Here is a 15,600-nt window from a genome sequence, read left to right on the forward strand (position 1 = left end):
ATACCATGATTGAAAGTCGTGTGGCGCACCGCACATTTTCACTCGTCCCTTCGGAGGAATCATTGGACATCAAGACTGTGAACGTACAAATCGACGTAAGGGTACCGATGCGAGACGGTATCGAGTTGGCGGCGGACGTCTATTCACCAGCAGATGCTGGAACCTACCCGGTGATCATCCTTCGTCATCCCTACAGCAGGAACCGCAGGCCGCTACTGCGTGACGTGAATGTCATGGATGTCGTGCAGGCTGGCTACATCCTGGTATTTCAGGATGTACGTGGACGGTACGGTTCAGAAGGAGTTTTCGAACCATCGGTCAACGAGATCGAGGACGGCGCAGATACGGTTCGCTGGTCCCGTACTCTTGAGCAATCAAACGGAACCGTCGGGATGTGGGGATCATCCTACGCGGCTGAAGCACAGTGGAGTGCCGTTCAAGGAGCTCCGGGTGAGATCAGTTCGATCATTCCGATCAACTCTCCATCTCACTCGCAGTTCAACGGATTCACCATGCGCGGGGGTGCTCAAGAATTTGCCAGTCGACTGGGTTGGGGACAATCCTCCATCGCCTTTGAAGAATTTCGACGAGCCCAGCCTGATGCTTCAGGTGAAGAGCTGGTAGGACTTTATGCTCGCAACCAGGAGCTTTTCGACTCCAAGCAGATCTACGAGTTGCGCCCCTTCTCCAAAATCCATGAAGTAGAAGACGGGTTCATCTCGGAGGTCAGCCGGATTTTTGGTCAGGAACCCGGTGAACCCTGGCGTTCATTGGGGCGAACTGCCGGAAAGTATGATCTGCTCACGGATATCGCAGTTCTCAACTACGGAGGTTGGTTCGACTGTTTCCTCGGATCAACGTTGGCGCAGTACCAGGGGCTGGCAGAATCGGCTGCTCGTCTAGGCAAAAAATCTCCACATCTCATCGTCGGGCCTTGGTCCCACCGTGAGAGTTCGGATCGTTTAGGCGACCTCACCTTCGGGCCACAAGCCAAGGCCGCTCTTCCTGGAAACATCGGTTCGATGACTCAACAGATTGTGGACTGGTTCGATGCAACGCTTAAAGGCGAGGAAAACAAACTGGATGCCGAGCACCCCGTGAAACTTTTCCTGATGGGTCGTAATCAATGGCTCGGATTCGAAACTTACCCGCCAGAAGAATCAAAAACTCAGGAATGGTATTTGCAACCAGACGGAACACTCAGCATCGACCAATCCATTCGTGAAGACGTCATGACCTATGAGTATGACCCGAAGAACCCCGTTCCCACCCTTGGCGGACCAGTATTGCTTCCGCCCGAATTTCGGGTTGGGCCGGTTGACCAGTCGTCGTTAGATTCCCGCGAAGATATCTTGTCGTTCAGCAGCGATGTCTTGGACTCCGAGGTGCATGTGCTCGGGAACCTCTCGGTTGATCTTTGTGTATCAACCTCTGCTCCCGATACGGATTTCGTGGTGAAACTGTGCGACCTGGGTCCCGACGGCCGTTCAATTCTTGTGGCCGATGGCATCCAACGGCTATCGGCCCGGAACATGTTCACCGAGGATGCACGGTACCGAGGGACTCAACCTCAGCTGGTTCAAGCAGGGGAGAAAATTCAAATATCTGTGGATCTGTTGGGAACCGCATACACCTTCGCACCCGGCCACAAGTTACGCGTAGACATCACCTCAAGCAATTGGCCTCGCTGGGATGCAAACCCGAACACCGGGAAAACCACGTATGAAAGCGATGAGAGCGAGCCAGCCCAGCAGCAGGTGCACGTTGGGAAGTCGCAGTGTGTGGTGCACCTTCCAATCATTTCTGACGAAGCTATTTCGCGAGCTGCTCTGTAGCAGCGCTGGTCAAAGGAGACAAGCAACATGAGCAAACTACACAAATTTCTTGCACCAGCTGTCATTGGGTTATTTGCCCTGACAAGCTGTGGCGGAAGTCCCCAGGCATCAAGCAATGCTGAACTAACGCTTGCGGTAAGCAGCGAACCAGTCGGTCTAGATCCTGCGGTTGCGGCCAATGGAAACGCCTCAGCGTGGTTCGTCGATCTGGCTTACGCGTCGCTCTTGACGTTGGACGATGCAGGGGAATTAGCTCCCGGCTTGGCAACGTCGTGGGATTTTACGGATGAGAGCAACAAACAGATCAAGGTCACTTTGCAAGAAGGTCTTAAGTTTGCCGACGGCACGCCAATGACCGCGCAGAATGTGGTTGATTCGATCGAGTATTTCAAAACAGGTTCCGGACCGTCGAGTGTCTATTTCAAGGATCTGACTCTGGCAGTTGAAGACGATCTAAATTTCACCATCACCAGCCCAGAACCGAATCCTTTGCTGCCTACTTTGCTGACTCCAAAGTACATGGGCGGCGGAGTGATTTCACCGGCAGGTTTGGAGAACACCGATGCCCTGAACGCATCGACCTTTGGTGCCGGACCATACGCTCTGGATACGGCGGCGACGATTAGCGGTGACCGCTATGTGTTTGTCGCTAATCCGAACTACTACAAACACGACGACGTGGATTTTGAGAAGGTAACCATCCGCGTGATCCCTAACCTGACGTCACAGGTTCAGGCGCTCAAATCGGGTCAGATTGACGTGATGCAGGGCGACAACTCGATCATGGGTGAAGTTAAGGATGTCGAAAATATTGGGGTAACTTCCCAGCCGACGTTCTGGAATGGGCTGTATTTCGCAGATCGCGATGGAACCTTGGCGCCGGAATTGGCTGATCCAAGGGTGCGCCAAGCGCTCAACTATGCGGTAGACCGCGCGGCAATTGCCACTGCCGCGTACGGCGAGTACGGGCGCGCAGAATCCCAGCCAGCGGTCCCAGGAGACTCTAGCCAGGGCTACGATGATGAACTCAGCGACTACTACACGTATGACGTAGAGAAGGCCAAGGAACTACTGGCCGATGCCGGATACGCGGATGGTTTTACGCTGAGCGTTCCCTATAAGGGCCAACAAGCACCAAGCACCACGATGGTTCAGGCGTTGTCTGAACAACTCAAAAAAGTCGGTGTCACCCTAGATTTGCAGCCCTCAACGAATACCGGTGAATGGGTATCGAAGCTGGTTTCCAAAGAACATGGGGCCTTCCAGCAGGACTCGTCCGGCCGGCCACTGGTATTGGCCACGCAGATGAACTGGTTGCCCGGTGGTGTGCTGAATCCCTTCAATGTTGACGATCCGGATATCGACGAGGCCTACAACAAACTGATCGAGGCGCCCGCGGAGGACCAAGCCGCGACCTCGAAAGAGTTCATGAAATTGCTGGTGGAGAACGCCTACACGTTGCCGGTGGTTTCCGCAGACGAGATTTTCCTTTATGACACCGATGTTGTCAGCGCCGTTGAATTCCTTGGAAACACCCCGAAACTTTCACCGGTTGATACCTGGGAACTTGTGAGCGAATGACTCGGACACTGCCAGTGAGAACAAACGAACTAATCGCAGAAAGGAAGCGGAAATGCTAAAAACCGTAGGCCAACGGCTGTTGATGTCTGTGCCATTGATCCTTCTGGTCTCAGCCGTCACTTTCGTCCTGCAAGCGTTGGTTCCGGGAGACCCTGCTCGGACATTGTTGGGTGTGAACGCCGGAGAATCAGAATATTTGAAGCTTCGAGAGTCACTTCAGCTGGATGAACCCTTTATTACCCGGTACGGCGACTATCTGGCCGGACTGTTGCACGGCGACATGGGAACCTCGATTTTCACATCCATTCCTGTCACCACAAGTATTCTTCAGCGGTTGCCGGTTACCCTGGCGCTCATGGCCGGTGCCGTGGTCCTGGCTGCAGTGATTGGAATACTGCTTGGTGTGTGGAGCGCAGTTCGTGGTGGTGCCCTCAGCAAGGCTCTTGACGGACTAGCCATGGTGGGTTTTGCCATTCCGAATTTTTGGCTTGGCCTGCTGTTGGTTTCGGCCTTTGCGATGACAATTCCGCTATTTCCTGCAACGGGGTACGAGCCGCTGGCTTACGGGTTCTCACCGTGGCTGCTGTGCCTAGTGCTTCCCTGGATAGCCCTATCGCTGAACGGCGTGGCTACCATCGCCAAAGTAACGCGTGAAAGCATGCTGACGTCATTGAATACGGACTACATCCGCACCCTGCGTGCAGCAGGTGTTGGGCGCGGTTCGCTGGTATGGAAGCATGCCTTGCGAAACGCTGGAATTCCCGTCAGCACGATGGTTGGCCTGACGATGATCCATTGTATTTCGGGCACCATTTTTGTGGAAAATGTCTTTGCCTTGCCCGGGTTGGGTTCCTTGGCCGTCAGCGCCATTAACAACCACGATATGCCCGTCACTCAGGGAGTTGTCCTGACGTACACGTTGCTGGTGGTATTCATCAACATCGCGGTCGATCTGGCCTATACCGTCTTGAATCCGAAGGTGAGAGTCTCATGAGTAATGTGGGAACCGTTGCGCCGGCAAGGAAGCGCTTCAAGCTTCCACTGTCTGTCAGCCTACCGAGCGCATTGATCCTTGTAGTCATTTTGATGGTCGCTTTGGCGCCGGTGATTGCGCCTTTTGATCCGCTCCAGCAGGATCTGAGCCGGACATTGCAAAGTCCAAACAGCCAGCACTGGCTGGGCACAGATAGCCTCGGGCGTGACATTTACAGCCGACTGCTATTCGGCGGACAACCAGCCCTGCTGGGCGTCGCGCTAGCTCTGTCCGTTTTCCTGGTGGTAGGCGTAATCCTTGGTGTTGTCGCTGGATACGTCGGTGGAGCAACCGACAGGATCATCGGCATCGTCGTGGACATGTTCATGGCGCTGCCTAACACCATCATCATCCTCGCGGTGCTGGCCGTCTTTAGCCAGAGCCAGCCGGCGTCCATGATCACCCTTGGTGTTCTAGCATCCGCCAACCTCACCAGGGTGGTCAGAGCAGCAGTTCTGTCGATCAGAGGAGAACTGTATGTTGATGCCGCGGTAGTCTCTGGTCTTACCGATTCTCGAATTATGGCTCGCCATATTGTTCCTGGAATCATTGGGCCGGTACTGGTGCAACTTTCGATTTTCAGTGGTGTAGCCCTGGCAGTCCAAACAGGGCTGGGTTTCCTGGGGGTTGCAAGCAAACCACCAGCACCAAGCTGGGGCTCCATGGTTGGTGAAGCGGCTGAGGTGATGTCCGGGCATGGCTTCTTCCTGCTGATCACCGGTGGCATTATCGCGGTCATGACCTTTGCCTTTGGATTCTTGGGTGATGGCCTGCGCGACATGGCTTCGGAAACCCGCAAACAACCAGCCGCTTCGTTGTTCCGTAAACAAACACCTGTGATTGGCGACGTCGCTCCATCAAATCCTGAGGCGCGGTTGAACGTAGTTGACTACTCCATCGGATTCACCACGGATGGAGAAACAAAAACGACGGTCAAGAACATCAATCTTGAGGTTCTTTCAGGAGAAATTGTTGGCCTTGTCGGTGAATCCGGCAGCGGAAAGAGCGTCAGCTCGTTGAGCTGGTTGGGCCTGCTGCCATCCAACGGAGAAGTACTCTCAGGACAGGCCTTCATCGATGGCGAACCGTTGGTTGGGAAAACTGAGCGAGAGCTCCAACAAATACGCGGCGCAAAAATCGGGTTGATCTCGCAAGAACCAATGGTGGCGCTGGATCCTTCATTTACGATCGGATCCCAGCTGGGTGAAGTAGTTCGGCTTTACACCAAAGGATCTACCGACGTTGTTCGTGCGCGGTGCCTGGAGTTACTTTCTCAGGTCCAGCTTCCAGACCCAGCCGGCCTGATGAGAAAGTTCCCGCACGAGCTGTCTGGCGGCATGCTGCAACGTGTAGTTATTGCCATAGCATTGGCAGGAAAACCACGGTTGCTGATTGCCGATGAGCCGACCACCGCGTTGGATGTCACTGTTCAGGCGGAAATCCTGGATCTGCTCCGGCATTTGCGTGACACGGAACAGATGTCAATTGTTCTGGTGACTCATGATCTTGGGGTGGTCGCCGATATCTGTGAACGGATCTACGTGATGAAAGACGGCGAGATCGTCGAGTCCGGGACAACCGAACAGATCTTTGATGCGCCCGCACAGCAATACACGAGGACACTGATCGCCAACACACCGACTCTTGTTCAAGGAGTACTCCATGACTGAGCCACTTTTGTCAGTTCAGAACCTTGCCATCGAATACCAGCGGCCCGGATGGCGTAAGCCCGCTCTCCGCGTGATTCACGATGTGGGATTTGAGATTGAAGCCGGCCATACCCTGGCGTTGGTCGGCGAATCAGGCTCGGGCAAGTCGTCGATCGGTAGGGCTGTCTTAGGTTTGACGCCTGCGGCCAGCGGGAAAATTCAGTTCCAGGGCCAGGACCTGCTGGCCCTCAAAAAGAAAGAACGGCGGAAACTGTCGGGTGACCTTCAGGTCATTTTCCAAAACCCTTACGGTTCTTTGAACCCCGGGTTGACCATCGGTCAGATACTTGTCGAACCATTGGAAGCATCAGGAAAATTCACCCGTGTTCAGGCCCAACGGCGGGTCGCTGAATTGCTTGATCGAGTGCACATGCCAAAGGACACGATTAGCCGATACCCAGGCAATTTTTCGGGTGGCCAGCGACAGCGAATTGCCATTGCACGAGCGTTGGCATTGGAACCGAAACTTGTTGTGTGCGATGAACCAACGAGCGCACTCGACGTATCGACCCAAGCCGCCGTTTTGGAGCTGTTGCGCGAGCTGCAAGACGGACTCAACGTTTCGTATTTGTTTATTACACACGACCTCGCGGTAGTGCGTACATTCGCGGATCGAGTCATCGTGCTGGAACAAGGGCGCATCGTGGAGGAAGGGCTGAGCGCCGCAGTATGCGATAGCCCGCAGAATCCATATACCAAGAAACTAGTCGCCGCTGCACCGGTACCGGATCCTTCACTGCAGCGGATACGCCGCAACGCTCGTTTGGCCATGAAACACGCTTAGCCAACGTGATGATCAGCAGCGGGAGATCTTGGGAAAACCGGCTGAAGGCCCAATGCGGATGCTGGACTTGCGACGTTGAATTGACGAGCAAACGGTGAGAACTTGGCAGATGACACGGACTACGCCGGCATGAAGACAGTATGAACTACCGACTTCATGCCGGCGTTAGCGTATACACCGACAGGTCTTGGCTCTCTTCGTTGTGGCAGCTCAGTGTGCAGAGAATCGAATGATGCCGGCCGATTACCGCAGGCGCGCAATCACACGTTTATTCTTGGGGGACCTCATTAGATGCCATCAGGTTGTTTCTGGCTCATGGGTATCGCTCATGGATTGGCGGAGCCCGCCGAAATACAGATTTTCTGGGTGAGCAACAACTGCATACGGGGTGTCGCAGTTGCGGCAAACCCATTCGGCCAGAGGCTCCGGTGGTAGAACACACCCCATCACCGCGTACTTGTCGTTAGGAATTATTGAAGGTTCACCCCACAGAGCCTCGCGCGGATTTCCATGGCCGCATTCAGGGCATGACGGCCCTGCGCCAACAAGCTTTCGAAGTCGAGCTTTGGTTGGCCCGTGAACCACCGTATGGCAATCGACGCAAAGCAGTCCTGCATCTTCAACGTGGTCTTGGATTTCCCAGCTCAGATTCTCACCATTGGGTCGGAAGAAATGAACTGCTGTCTCGGAATCGACGTCACGTCCGCACCCATCACATAACGGAATGTCGTCATAATCGCGCTGAAGCAGTGCCAGTACGTGCACGGCATCATTATCGTATGGGTCGGCCCCGTCCTGGCACTGTCCGGCGCTGATCACCACTGGCGTGGGGTTCTTGAGCATTTTCGCCAGTGCCTTCAAAACACGCTTGCCAATCTGGATGCTCAGCGGTTTTGACGAACGAGGCAAACCAGAGTCGATCAACGATTCAATCTCGTACAGGGAAACCGGATCTGCGAAGACGGCAACCTGCTCTACGTAAACCTTTTCCTCGGTCACAGTGGTCACAGTTTCCAATGCGGTCACCAACGGGGGAGTAGTCCCCAACACGGTGAGCAGCAACGAGCCTTCGGGAACGTCTTCACCTAGGTTCCATTCCCGGGTACTGACATCTCCCTTCGCCAGGGAAATTGCCGCATCGATCACGGAATCCTTGTCTTCCCAGCAGTAATACATCCCCTGCCCTGGTTCCAAGGTCTTGGGCAGTTCATAGTTTTGGAAAGCCAATCGCGGAAGCGGAACGAATGAGTCAGGCTGAGGCATATCGCTAGGCTCCAGGTTTGCGAAGCGTTCGGCTTCTTGGATCAAACTGATGAGCTGTGGACGGGTCCGTTCCCGCATACTCGATGCGGAGTATGCAGGATCTAGTTCAAGAAGAGTTTTGAGCAACGATTCGTGATCGAGTCGACTGTATTCCGGGTGGAAATTCTGTTGAAACCGCTCTGGCATGTACATGAGTCCTCCAGTTGGTAATACGGTGTGAAAATTATCAGGCGACCTGTCGTTGAGCCATGGATTCCATCTGCTCAATTACGAGCTTAATGGCTTCAGGCTGCTTGTCTGGTGGATAGCCGTTGCGGATCAGCAGTCTTTTCACCGAGGAGCGCAGCTTGGCACGTACGTCTTCTCGAACAGTCCAGTCGGTGCGAACATCTCTACGCATGATCTTCACCAGCTGGCGTGCAATTTCAGCCAACATGTCCGGGCCTTGCTCCCGGACCGCCGCCTCGTTCAACGCCACCGCATCATAGAAGGCCATTTCATCCTGATTCATGGGTGGATCAAACTTTTGCCCGCGGTTGTTTTCCTCGGTGGCTTCCTTCGCGTACTCCACCAGCAAGGCTATGACCTCGGCTGAGGTGATTTGCTGATTGGTGTACTTGTTCATCAGCTCGGTGATGCGATCCGAGAACGCTCGCTGACGGATGATGTTATTCCGGGTTGCCTTGGCCGATTCCGACGCAACCAGCTTGCGTAGTGCTTCAATGGCCAACTGCGGATTGCGTGCCTTTTGAGTTTTGGCAATGAACTCCGGGGTGAGGTCATCAAGCGACGGCTTGGGCATGCCGGCGGCTTCATAAATGTCCAAGACCTGGCCGGTGGAGTCGGTGGCTGTGGCAATAAGCTGAGCCAGTTGGCGTTGGATATCCTCGGGAACAGGTAAACCGCGTGCTTGGCGGTCCTGGGCTTCAAATTTGGCCATCCATACTCGGATCTCTTCATAGACCTGGATCTCCGGGCGCAGTTCCTCCAGCTTTCCAGAGCCTGTGCAGAGGGCCCAAGCGCGTGCCAGCTGTCCGGCCGTTGCCCGGAACTGTACGGCCAAGGGCAGTGCTCCTTCTTCACCGCCGGCGTTGCCTTCCGTGGCAGGATTACGCAGGTAGTTCACCGCACCGGTCACGGCGTTGAGGTAAGATTTGGGGCCGGGTTTGCCCATCACGGCTCGCCAGTCGTGGCCAGCCAATTGTGTGCGCAGCTGATTCACCAACTCGACGGCCAACGCCACTGCGTCATCGATGTTTTTACCGACAGGTTTGTTCTTGCGGTCATCTGCAGTGTATTCGGCCAGAGCGCTGGCGAGGTTTTCAGCCAGCGGAGCGTAGGCAACCAACAGTCCGTCGGTCTTTCCGCGGAAGGTACGGTTCACCCGGGCAAGGGTCTGCATCAGCAGGGCGCCCTTGAGCGGACGGTCCAGGTACAGGGTATGGAGGGGAGGTGCGTCGAATCCGGTGAGCATCATGTCCTTGACGATCACCAATTCCAGTTCGTCTTCGGGATCCTTGAGGCGTTCCTTGATGACATTGTTCGCCGAATCCCGGCGCACATGATCTGAGACCGGTGGGACATCCGAGGCGTTGCCCGAGTACACCACCTTGATCTTGCCCTTGTCCAATTCATCTGAATGCCATTCCGGGCGAAGCTCGGTGATGGCAGCGTAGAGGTTGGCACAGATCTCCCGGGTGGCCCCGACGATCATTGCCTTGCCGAAGGTGGGGATACCGTCAGTATCTGCAATAAATGGTGCGACGGTGTTCCTGCGCTGCTCCCAATGCGTCACGAGGTCCTGGGCCAGTTCGGCAAGGCGTTCGGGTGCCCCGTACACGGCATTGAGCACCGCAACTGATTGTTCAATACGGGCACGTTCGGTGTCATCCAGACCCACGGTGGCTTCATCCGCGGCGTTGTCTACGTCGTCCTGGGTCATGCCGTCGGTGAGTTTCACCTTTATCAGACGCGGTTCGAAGTACACCGGCACGGTGGCGCCGTCCTCCACGGCGCGGGAAAGGTCATACACGTCGATGTAATCGCCAAAGACATCCTGGGTATTGCGGTCCTCGAAGGAAATCGGGGTACCGGTGAACGCAATCAGGGTGGCATTGGGCAGTGCATCACGCAGGTGCCTGGCGTATCCGTCCAGGTCGTCGTAGTGGCTGCGGTGCGCCTCGTCGACGATGACAATGATGTTCTTCCGGTCGCTGAGCAGCGGATGATCGGTGCCGGCGTCCTTCTCATCCTTGGTACGACCGAATTTTTGCAGCGTGGTGAAGTAGATACCGCCGGTGACCCGACCGGAGAGTTCGGAACGCAGTTGAGTACGGCGACGGATCTGCTGGGGTGTATCAGGCAACAGCTGAGAGCGGGCAAAGCCTGCATAAAGCTGGCCATCGAGTTCATTGCGGTCAGTAATGACCACAACCGTCGGGTTCTTCAACGCGGGGTGGCGCATCACAGACGCGGTATAGAGCTCCATTTCCATTGACTTACCCGAGCCCTGAGTATGCCAAACCACGCCGGCCTTGCCATTGGTGCGTACCGCATCAATGGTGGACCCGACCGCCTTGGTGACGGCGAAATACTGGTGCGGTTTGGCAATGCGTTTGAGCAGCCCTTCGGCCCCGGCATCAAACGCGGTAAAGGAGCGCAGCAGCTGAAGGAAACGGGTTGGGTTATACAACCCCGCAATAGCCGTCTCAATGGACAAGACCGCTTCACCATCAATGATCATGTCTGAAGGCACTGGGATACCGTCATCATTGACATTCCACGGGGAGAAATGGTTTAGCGGGGTAAACGGGGTTCCGTACTTGGCATCCAACCCGTCCGAGGCAAACGTGAAAACACAAAAACGGAACGCCAGCGGGAATTCACGCAGATAAGTCTGAAGCTGGGCATGCGCGGCGGCAACATCAGCACTCTTTGACCCTGCACGTTTGAGTTCCATGATGCTCACCGGCATGCCGTTGCAGTACAAAACAACATCGAAGCGGCGATTGTAGTCACCCTGCACTAAGGTAACCTGACTGACGGCCAGCCAATCATTATCAGCTTCCTCGGTACTCAGCAGACGCAGGGTGGGATTCTGTTCGGTTCCGTCCGGCTCCAGATAGGACAGGCGGTAACCGTCCACAAACATCTTGTGAATGCGGTGGTTCTCCGTGAGCGCATCCTGCGATGCAGGAGCCACAATCTCCGAATAAGCTTGCTGCAGATATTGCTCTGGGACACCTGGATTCAAGCGGCGCAACGCTGCAAGCAAACGTGGACGAATCAGTAGTTCGTCCCAAGACTCGCGCTCGCCGGAGCCCGGCGCGATCTCCTGGCCGTGGGTGGGTTTCCACCCATCACCAAGCCAGTCGAGAACGAGTCCCTCTAGGTCCGCTTCGGAGAAGCCGGTTTGCAATGTCATTGAGCTAAATCCTTAGTTTCGAAGCGATGATTCAACGGAGTTTCGTGGTTAGTTTCGTGTTTTATGGTTTTCATCTTGCCCGGTCGTCTGTTGTGACATCAGCACCTGCAAGTTCCGCTTCCAGCTCATCAATACTGGGGAGGATGCAGGAAACTTCTTCGGGAAGAGAATCCTTGATTTCGCTAGCCCACTCGGCGACAACCGAATTCTTGGTTTTGCACAGTAACAACCCGACGGTTGGCTCATCTTCGGGCTGGGATAACAGATCATCAACGGCGCTCATATACATGCCAAGCTGCCCGAGATGACCGGGATCAAATTTGGTTACCTTCAACTCGACCACCACGAAGCGGCGAAGGATGAAATTGTAGAAGATCAGATCTGGGAAATACTCGTCTCCAGCCACATCCAACCGAAGTCGTCGGCCGACGAACGCGAATCCGCGTCCAAGCTCCAACAAAAAACGCTCTACGTGTTGCAAGAACTGGCCTTCTAGCGCCCGTTCATTGTGGGATTCGGTTATCTCCAAGAAATCGAAGACATATGGATCCTTTGTCGCGGCTTGAACAATGGCCGAAGCTGATGCAGGCACGGTTGTGCTGAAGTTTGAGGTTGCTTGGCCTGAGCGTTCATGCAGCCGTGTCTCGATCTGGCGTACTAGATGGTTGCGAGACCATCCTTCGGAAAGTGCCATGCGCGCGTACCAAAGGCGAGTGGATTCGTCGTCAAGTTTATCCAGCAGAATCAGGTTATGTCCCCAAGGCAATTGTGCAACAGGCTGTTGCACAATTGCTTCCGAGAACCACGTTTCAGCAAATGAGCGCATGTACTTCAGGTTTCGCGGAGAGAATCCCTCGATGTCCGGAGAACGGTCGCGAAGGTCGGCAGAGAGGCGGTCAATGACTTTGGCGCCCCATCCCTGTTCCGACTGTCTAGCCAGAATGTCGTGGCCGACGTTCCAATAGGTAGTGATTAATTCTTGGTTGACAGCTAGTCGGGCACGCAGTTGACCCTGAGAAACTCGCTCGCTGATCGAATCTAAAAGTGTTGGGTACCATGATGGAAGGCTAGCGGGAGGTGGTGTGCTGGCAAACCGCACAACTTCATCGGAATTAGATGTTTCGTCTTGCGAATTCATGACACTAGCCTTTCCTTTGTGAAACTACCCCTAACTAGAACTCATCCGGTTCAGGTGACGAACCGGTTGCCAGTTACATTGCAGATTCAACGATTACTTCGGCATCCTTGACTTGCAGCCTGCCTGACATTAGTTGGGGCAGGAGAACATCGCGTGTTTTGGCCAGATCACTGTTTTCACTCCGGGAATTCACTGCTGTCTCGGAAAGGGATGAAATGGCGAGTTGAACGTCTTTGCCTATTGAACGCGGGTCAATAACTTCAGTTGCAAGCAGATCTGATGGCTTTACGCGTTGATGGCTCCCAGAGGTGCCAGACACCTTGCTCTCAAGAGCTCTTGCGAAGGTCTCCTGCCGAAGAATCGCCCACAGCACTGAGGTTGATGAGTGACGAGGTTCCAGCACCAGGAACTCAGTCGAAGTGACTGCAGGCTCGTCCGGAAGACTACTGAGATCCCAAACTCGGGGGAACCTTGGATTCAACTTAGAAATTAGGACTGAGGGATTTTTGACATGAAATTTGTTGCTCTTGATGGTGTCCGGATGGCAAAACTCAGGAAGTTGGTCAGAATCGAATGCTGGCAAACTGAAATGCGCGATTGTTGGTGTGCCGAGCTTAGCAGGCATCAGCGAATTTCGTGCGTGAGTCACGATATCCGACAGCGGAACTGATGGTCGAAGGTTCGCGAGCAGTGTTCGCGCGAGTGTTTCTGCCGTGCTGGCAATTCTGTCGTTCACAGCGATTTTGTCATCCAGTGCCCCGAGTACTTCAGCAATTGCTTTTTGAGCTGGCAATTCAGGAAGTGATACTTCAAAGTTCCGCACAACCGGTAACCGTAAATGTGGCACTGTTGAACCATGGGCCAACGCATGCAATCGAGCTTGAGTAGCGGGAGAAATCAGGTAGTAACGTAGAAATCGACTGACAGCTTTTGTTGGATCCGCGCGGAGGAGCATTGTGCGTTGTCCTGGCGCTATGCTTAAACCTTTAGGAATCTCAACGACCGGACCAACGGGTGCTTCTCTCGCAAAAAGAAGGTCACCAGGTTCAGGCGCTAATCGAATTGTCCATTCCGCGAAAACCTCATCGTTGATGCGTCGGGCTTCATTTAGATTGATGATATTGCCACGCATTGCCGGAGTTCCCACTGCAAAATGAGTACCATTTGGGTCCTCGGGGGCAGTTCGGTTCTTGCAGTCAACTACATAGCTACAAATATCGGTCAATGTTCCGTGTATCAAGACAACCTCAGTAACTGCTCGCGCACAACAGCAGCAAGACGCTCAGATTCCTCGAGCTGCTCAAACAAATCTTTCTTAAGTCGTGCGATCTTCTCTTCGATCGGTTGGCCGTCGTCTTCGATTTCGGCTGTACCAACGTAACGGCCCGGTGTCAGTGCGTAGTCGGCATCCTTGATTTCTGCCAAGGTGGCCGAATAGCAAAAGCCTGCTTCATCCTCATATTCTTTTCCGGCGGCCGACGCGCTGCCACGCCATGCATGATAGGTCTCTGCGATCTTGGCGATGTCTTTGTCGCTCAATGCACGTTCGGCGCGATCCACCATGTAGCCCAAGTTACGTGCGTCGATAAAGAGTACTTGACCCATTCGGTCGGTGCTTCCCCTTTCGCCAGTGGTTTTGTCCTTCGCGAAGAACCATGTACACACGGGGATGGCTGTAGAACGGAAGAGTTGGGTGGGCAAGGCGACCATGCAGGAAATCAGATCGGATTCCACCAGCTGGGCGCGGATTTCGCCTTCACCACCCGAGTTGGACGACATAGAACCATTGGCCATGACCACACCGGCGGTTCCACCGGGGGCCAGCTTGGAGATAATGTGTTGGATCCATGCGTAGTTGGCATTATTTGCCGGCGGGACACCGAAACGCCAACGTGGGTCGGACTCGTTGCGTGACCAGTCTTTGATATTGAAGGGAGGGTTGGCCATGATGTAGTCGGCTTGCATGTCCGGGTGCTGGTCACGGGCAAAAGTGTCGCCCCAACGAGAAGCCAGGTTCGCATTGAGACCATGGATAGCCAAGTTCATCTTGGCCATGCGCCAGGTGCGCTCGTTCAGTTCCTGCCCGTAAACGGAAATCGCTGTGCGATCCGCATGGTGAGCATCCAGGAACTTTTCGGTCTGCACAAACATGCCACCCGAACCACAGGCAGGGTCGTAGACGCGGCCGCTGGTTGGCTCCAGAACTTCCACGAGCACACGGACTACACCCGCCGGCGTGTAGAACTCTCCGCCTCGTTTGCCCTCGGCGCGTGCGAACTTCTCCAGGAAGTATTCATAGACTTCGCCTAAAAGATCACGGGCACGTCCGGAGCCCTGGCCGGTAAAGCGGGCGGTGTTGAACAGGTCAATTAATTCACCCAGACGGCGCTGGTCCACCGAATCACGGTTAAAGATTCGTGGCAGGGTTCCTGCCAGTGTGGCATTGGCGCCCATGATTGCATCCATGGCGGCATCAATGAGCTCGCCAATGTTCTTAGGTGCTGCCCCCTCAATGGAGGGAAGCCCCTTGGCGTTTTCAGCCAGGTAATTCCAACGTGCGTTCTCCGGAACCCAGAAGACACCGCGGCCGGTGTACTCATCAACATCGTCAATGAGCATGGCAATCTGATCTTCGCTCATTCCGTCTTCTGTCAATTCCGCGGCCAACTGCTCGCGACGCTCGGCGAAGGCATCAGAAACATACTTCAAGAAGACCAGACCAAGGATCACATCCTTGTACTGTGACGCATCCATGGAACCACGGAGTTTGTCTGCGGCTTTCCAAAGAGTATCTTTGAGTTCCTTCATGGTACTAGGCGCTGCCTCAGCCGCC

At 54.6% G+C, this 15,600-nt stretch carries 10 protein-coding genes; 5 read left to right on the top strand and 5 right to left on the bottom strand.

Going from position 1 to position 15,600, the window contains the following annotated elements; genetic code table 11:
• The first annotated feature begins 107 nt into the window (after positions 1-107).
• Genes ACIOWL_RS07750 through ACIOWL_RS07770 form a run of 5 tightly spaced genes read left to right on the top strand, consistent with a single transcriptional unit; the run spans position 108 to position 6,942 of the window.
• Entirely contained in the window at positions 108-1,835 is a 1,728-nt protein-coding gene (locus ACIOWL_RS07750; RefSeq protein ID WP_400383305.1) for a CocE/NonD family hydrolase, read from the top strand.
• 27 nt (positions 1,836-1,862) lie between these two features.
• Positions 1,863-3,416, top strand: a complete 1,554-nt coding sequence (locus ACIOWL_RS07755; RefSeq protein WP_400383307.1) for an ABC transporter substrate-binding protein — start codon at positions 1,863-1,865, stop codon at positions 3,414-3,416.
• A 52-nt stretch (positions 3,417-3,468) separates the two neighbouring features.
• On the top strand, positions 3,469-4,410 hold the full coding sequence (locus ACIOWL_RS07760) for an ABC transporter permease (RefSeq protein WP_400383309.1): 942 nt from the start codon (positions 3,469-3,471) through the stop codon (positions 4,408-4,410).
• Positions 4,407-6,119, top strand: a complete 1,713-nt coding sequence (locus ACIOWL_RS07765; RefSeq protein WP_400383310.1) for an ATP-binding cassette domain-containing protein — start codon at positions 4,407-4,409, stop codon at positions 6,117-6,119. The genes ACIOWL_RS07760 and ACIOWL_RS07765 overlap by 4 nt, the downstream gene beginning before the upstream one ends.
• Entirely contained in the window at positions 6,112-6,942 is an 831-nt protein-coding gene (locus ACIOWL_RS07770) for an ATP-binding cassette domain-containing protein (protein ID WP_400383312.1), read from the top strand. The genes ACIOWL_RS07765 and ACIOWL_RS07770 overlap by 8 nt, the downstream gene beginning before the upstream one ends.
• A gap of 297 nt (positions 6,943-7,239) precedes the next feature.
• Here ACIOWL_RS07770 and ACIOWL_RS07775 read toward each other — a convergent pair whose 3' ends face one another.
• The 5 genes from ACIOWL_RS07775 to ACIOWL_RS07795 all read right to left on the bottom strand — a co-directional run bounded on the left by ACIOWL_RS07775 (position 7,240) and on the right by ACIOWL_RS07795 (position 15,575).
• On the bottom strand, positions 7,240-8,391 hold the full coding sequence (locus tag ACIOWL_RS07775) for a hypothetical protein (RefSeq protein ID WP_400383314.1): 1,152 nt from the start codon (positions 8,389-8,391) through the stop codon (positions 7,240-7,242).
• Between the two features lie 40 nt (positions 8,392-8,431).
• Entirely contained in the window at positions 8,432-11,629 is a 3,198-nt protein-coding gene (locus ACIOWL_RS07780; protein WP_400383316.1) for a type I restriction endonuclease subunit R, read from the bottom strand.
• Positions 11,630-11,699: 70 nt separating this feature from the next.
• Entirely contained in the window at positions 11,700-12,767 is a 1,068-nt protein-coding gene (locus ACIOWL_RS07785) for a YhcG family protein (protein WP_400383318.1), read from the bottom strand.
• Positions 12,768-12,840: 73 nt separating this feature from the next.
• On the bottom strand, positions 12,841-13,899 hold the full coding sequence (locus tag ACIOWL_RS07790) for a restriction endonuclease subunit S (RefSeq protein ID WP_400383320.1): 1,059 nt from the start codon (positions 13,897-13,899) through the stop codon (positions 12,841-12,843).
• Between the two features lie 104 nt (positions 13,900-14,003).
• Entirely contained in the window at positions 14,004-15,575 is a 1,572-nt protein-coding gene (locus ACIOWL_RS07795) for a type I restriction-modification system subunit M (protein WP_400383322.1), read from the bottom strand.
• Positions 15,576-15,600: the final 25 nt, after the last annotated feature.

It is taken from the genome of Glutamicibacter sp. NPDC087344, assembly GCF_044744225.1.
In the GTDB taxonomy this organism is placed as follows: domain Bacteria; phylum Actinomycetota; class Actinomycetes; order Actinomycetales; family Micrococcaceae; genus Glutamicibacter.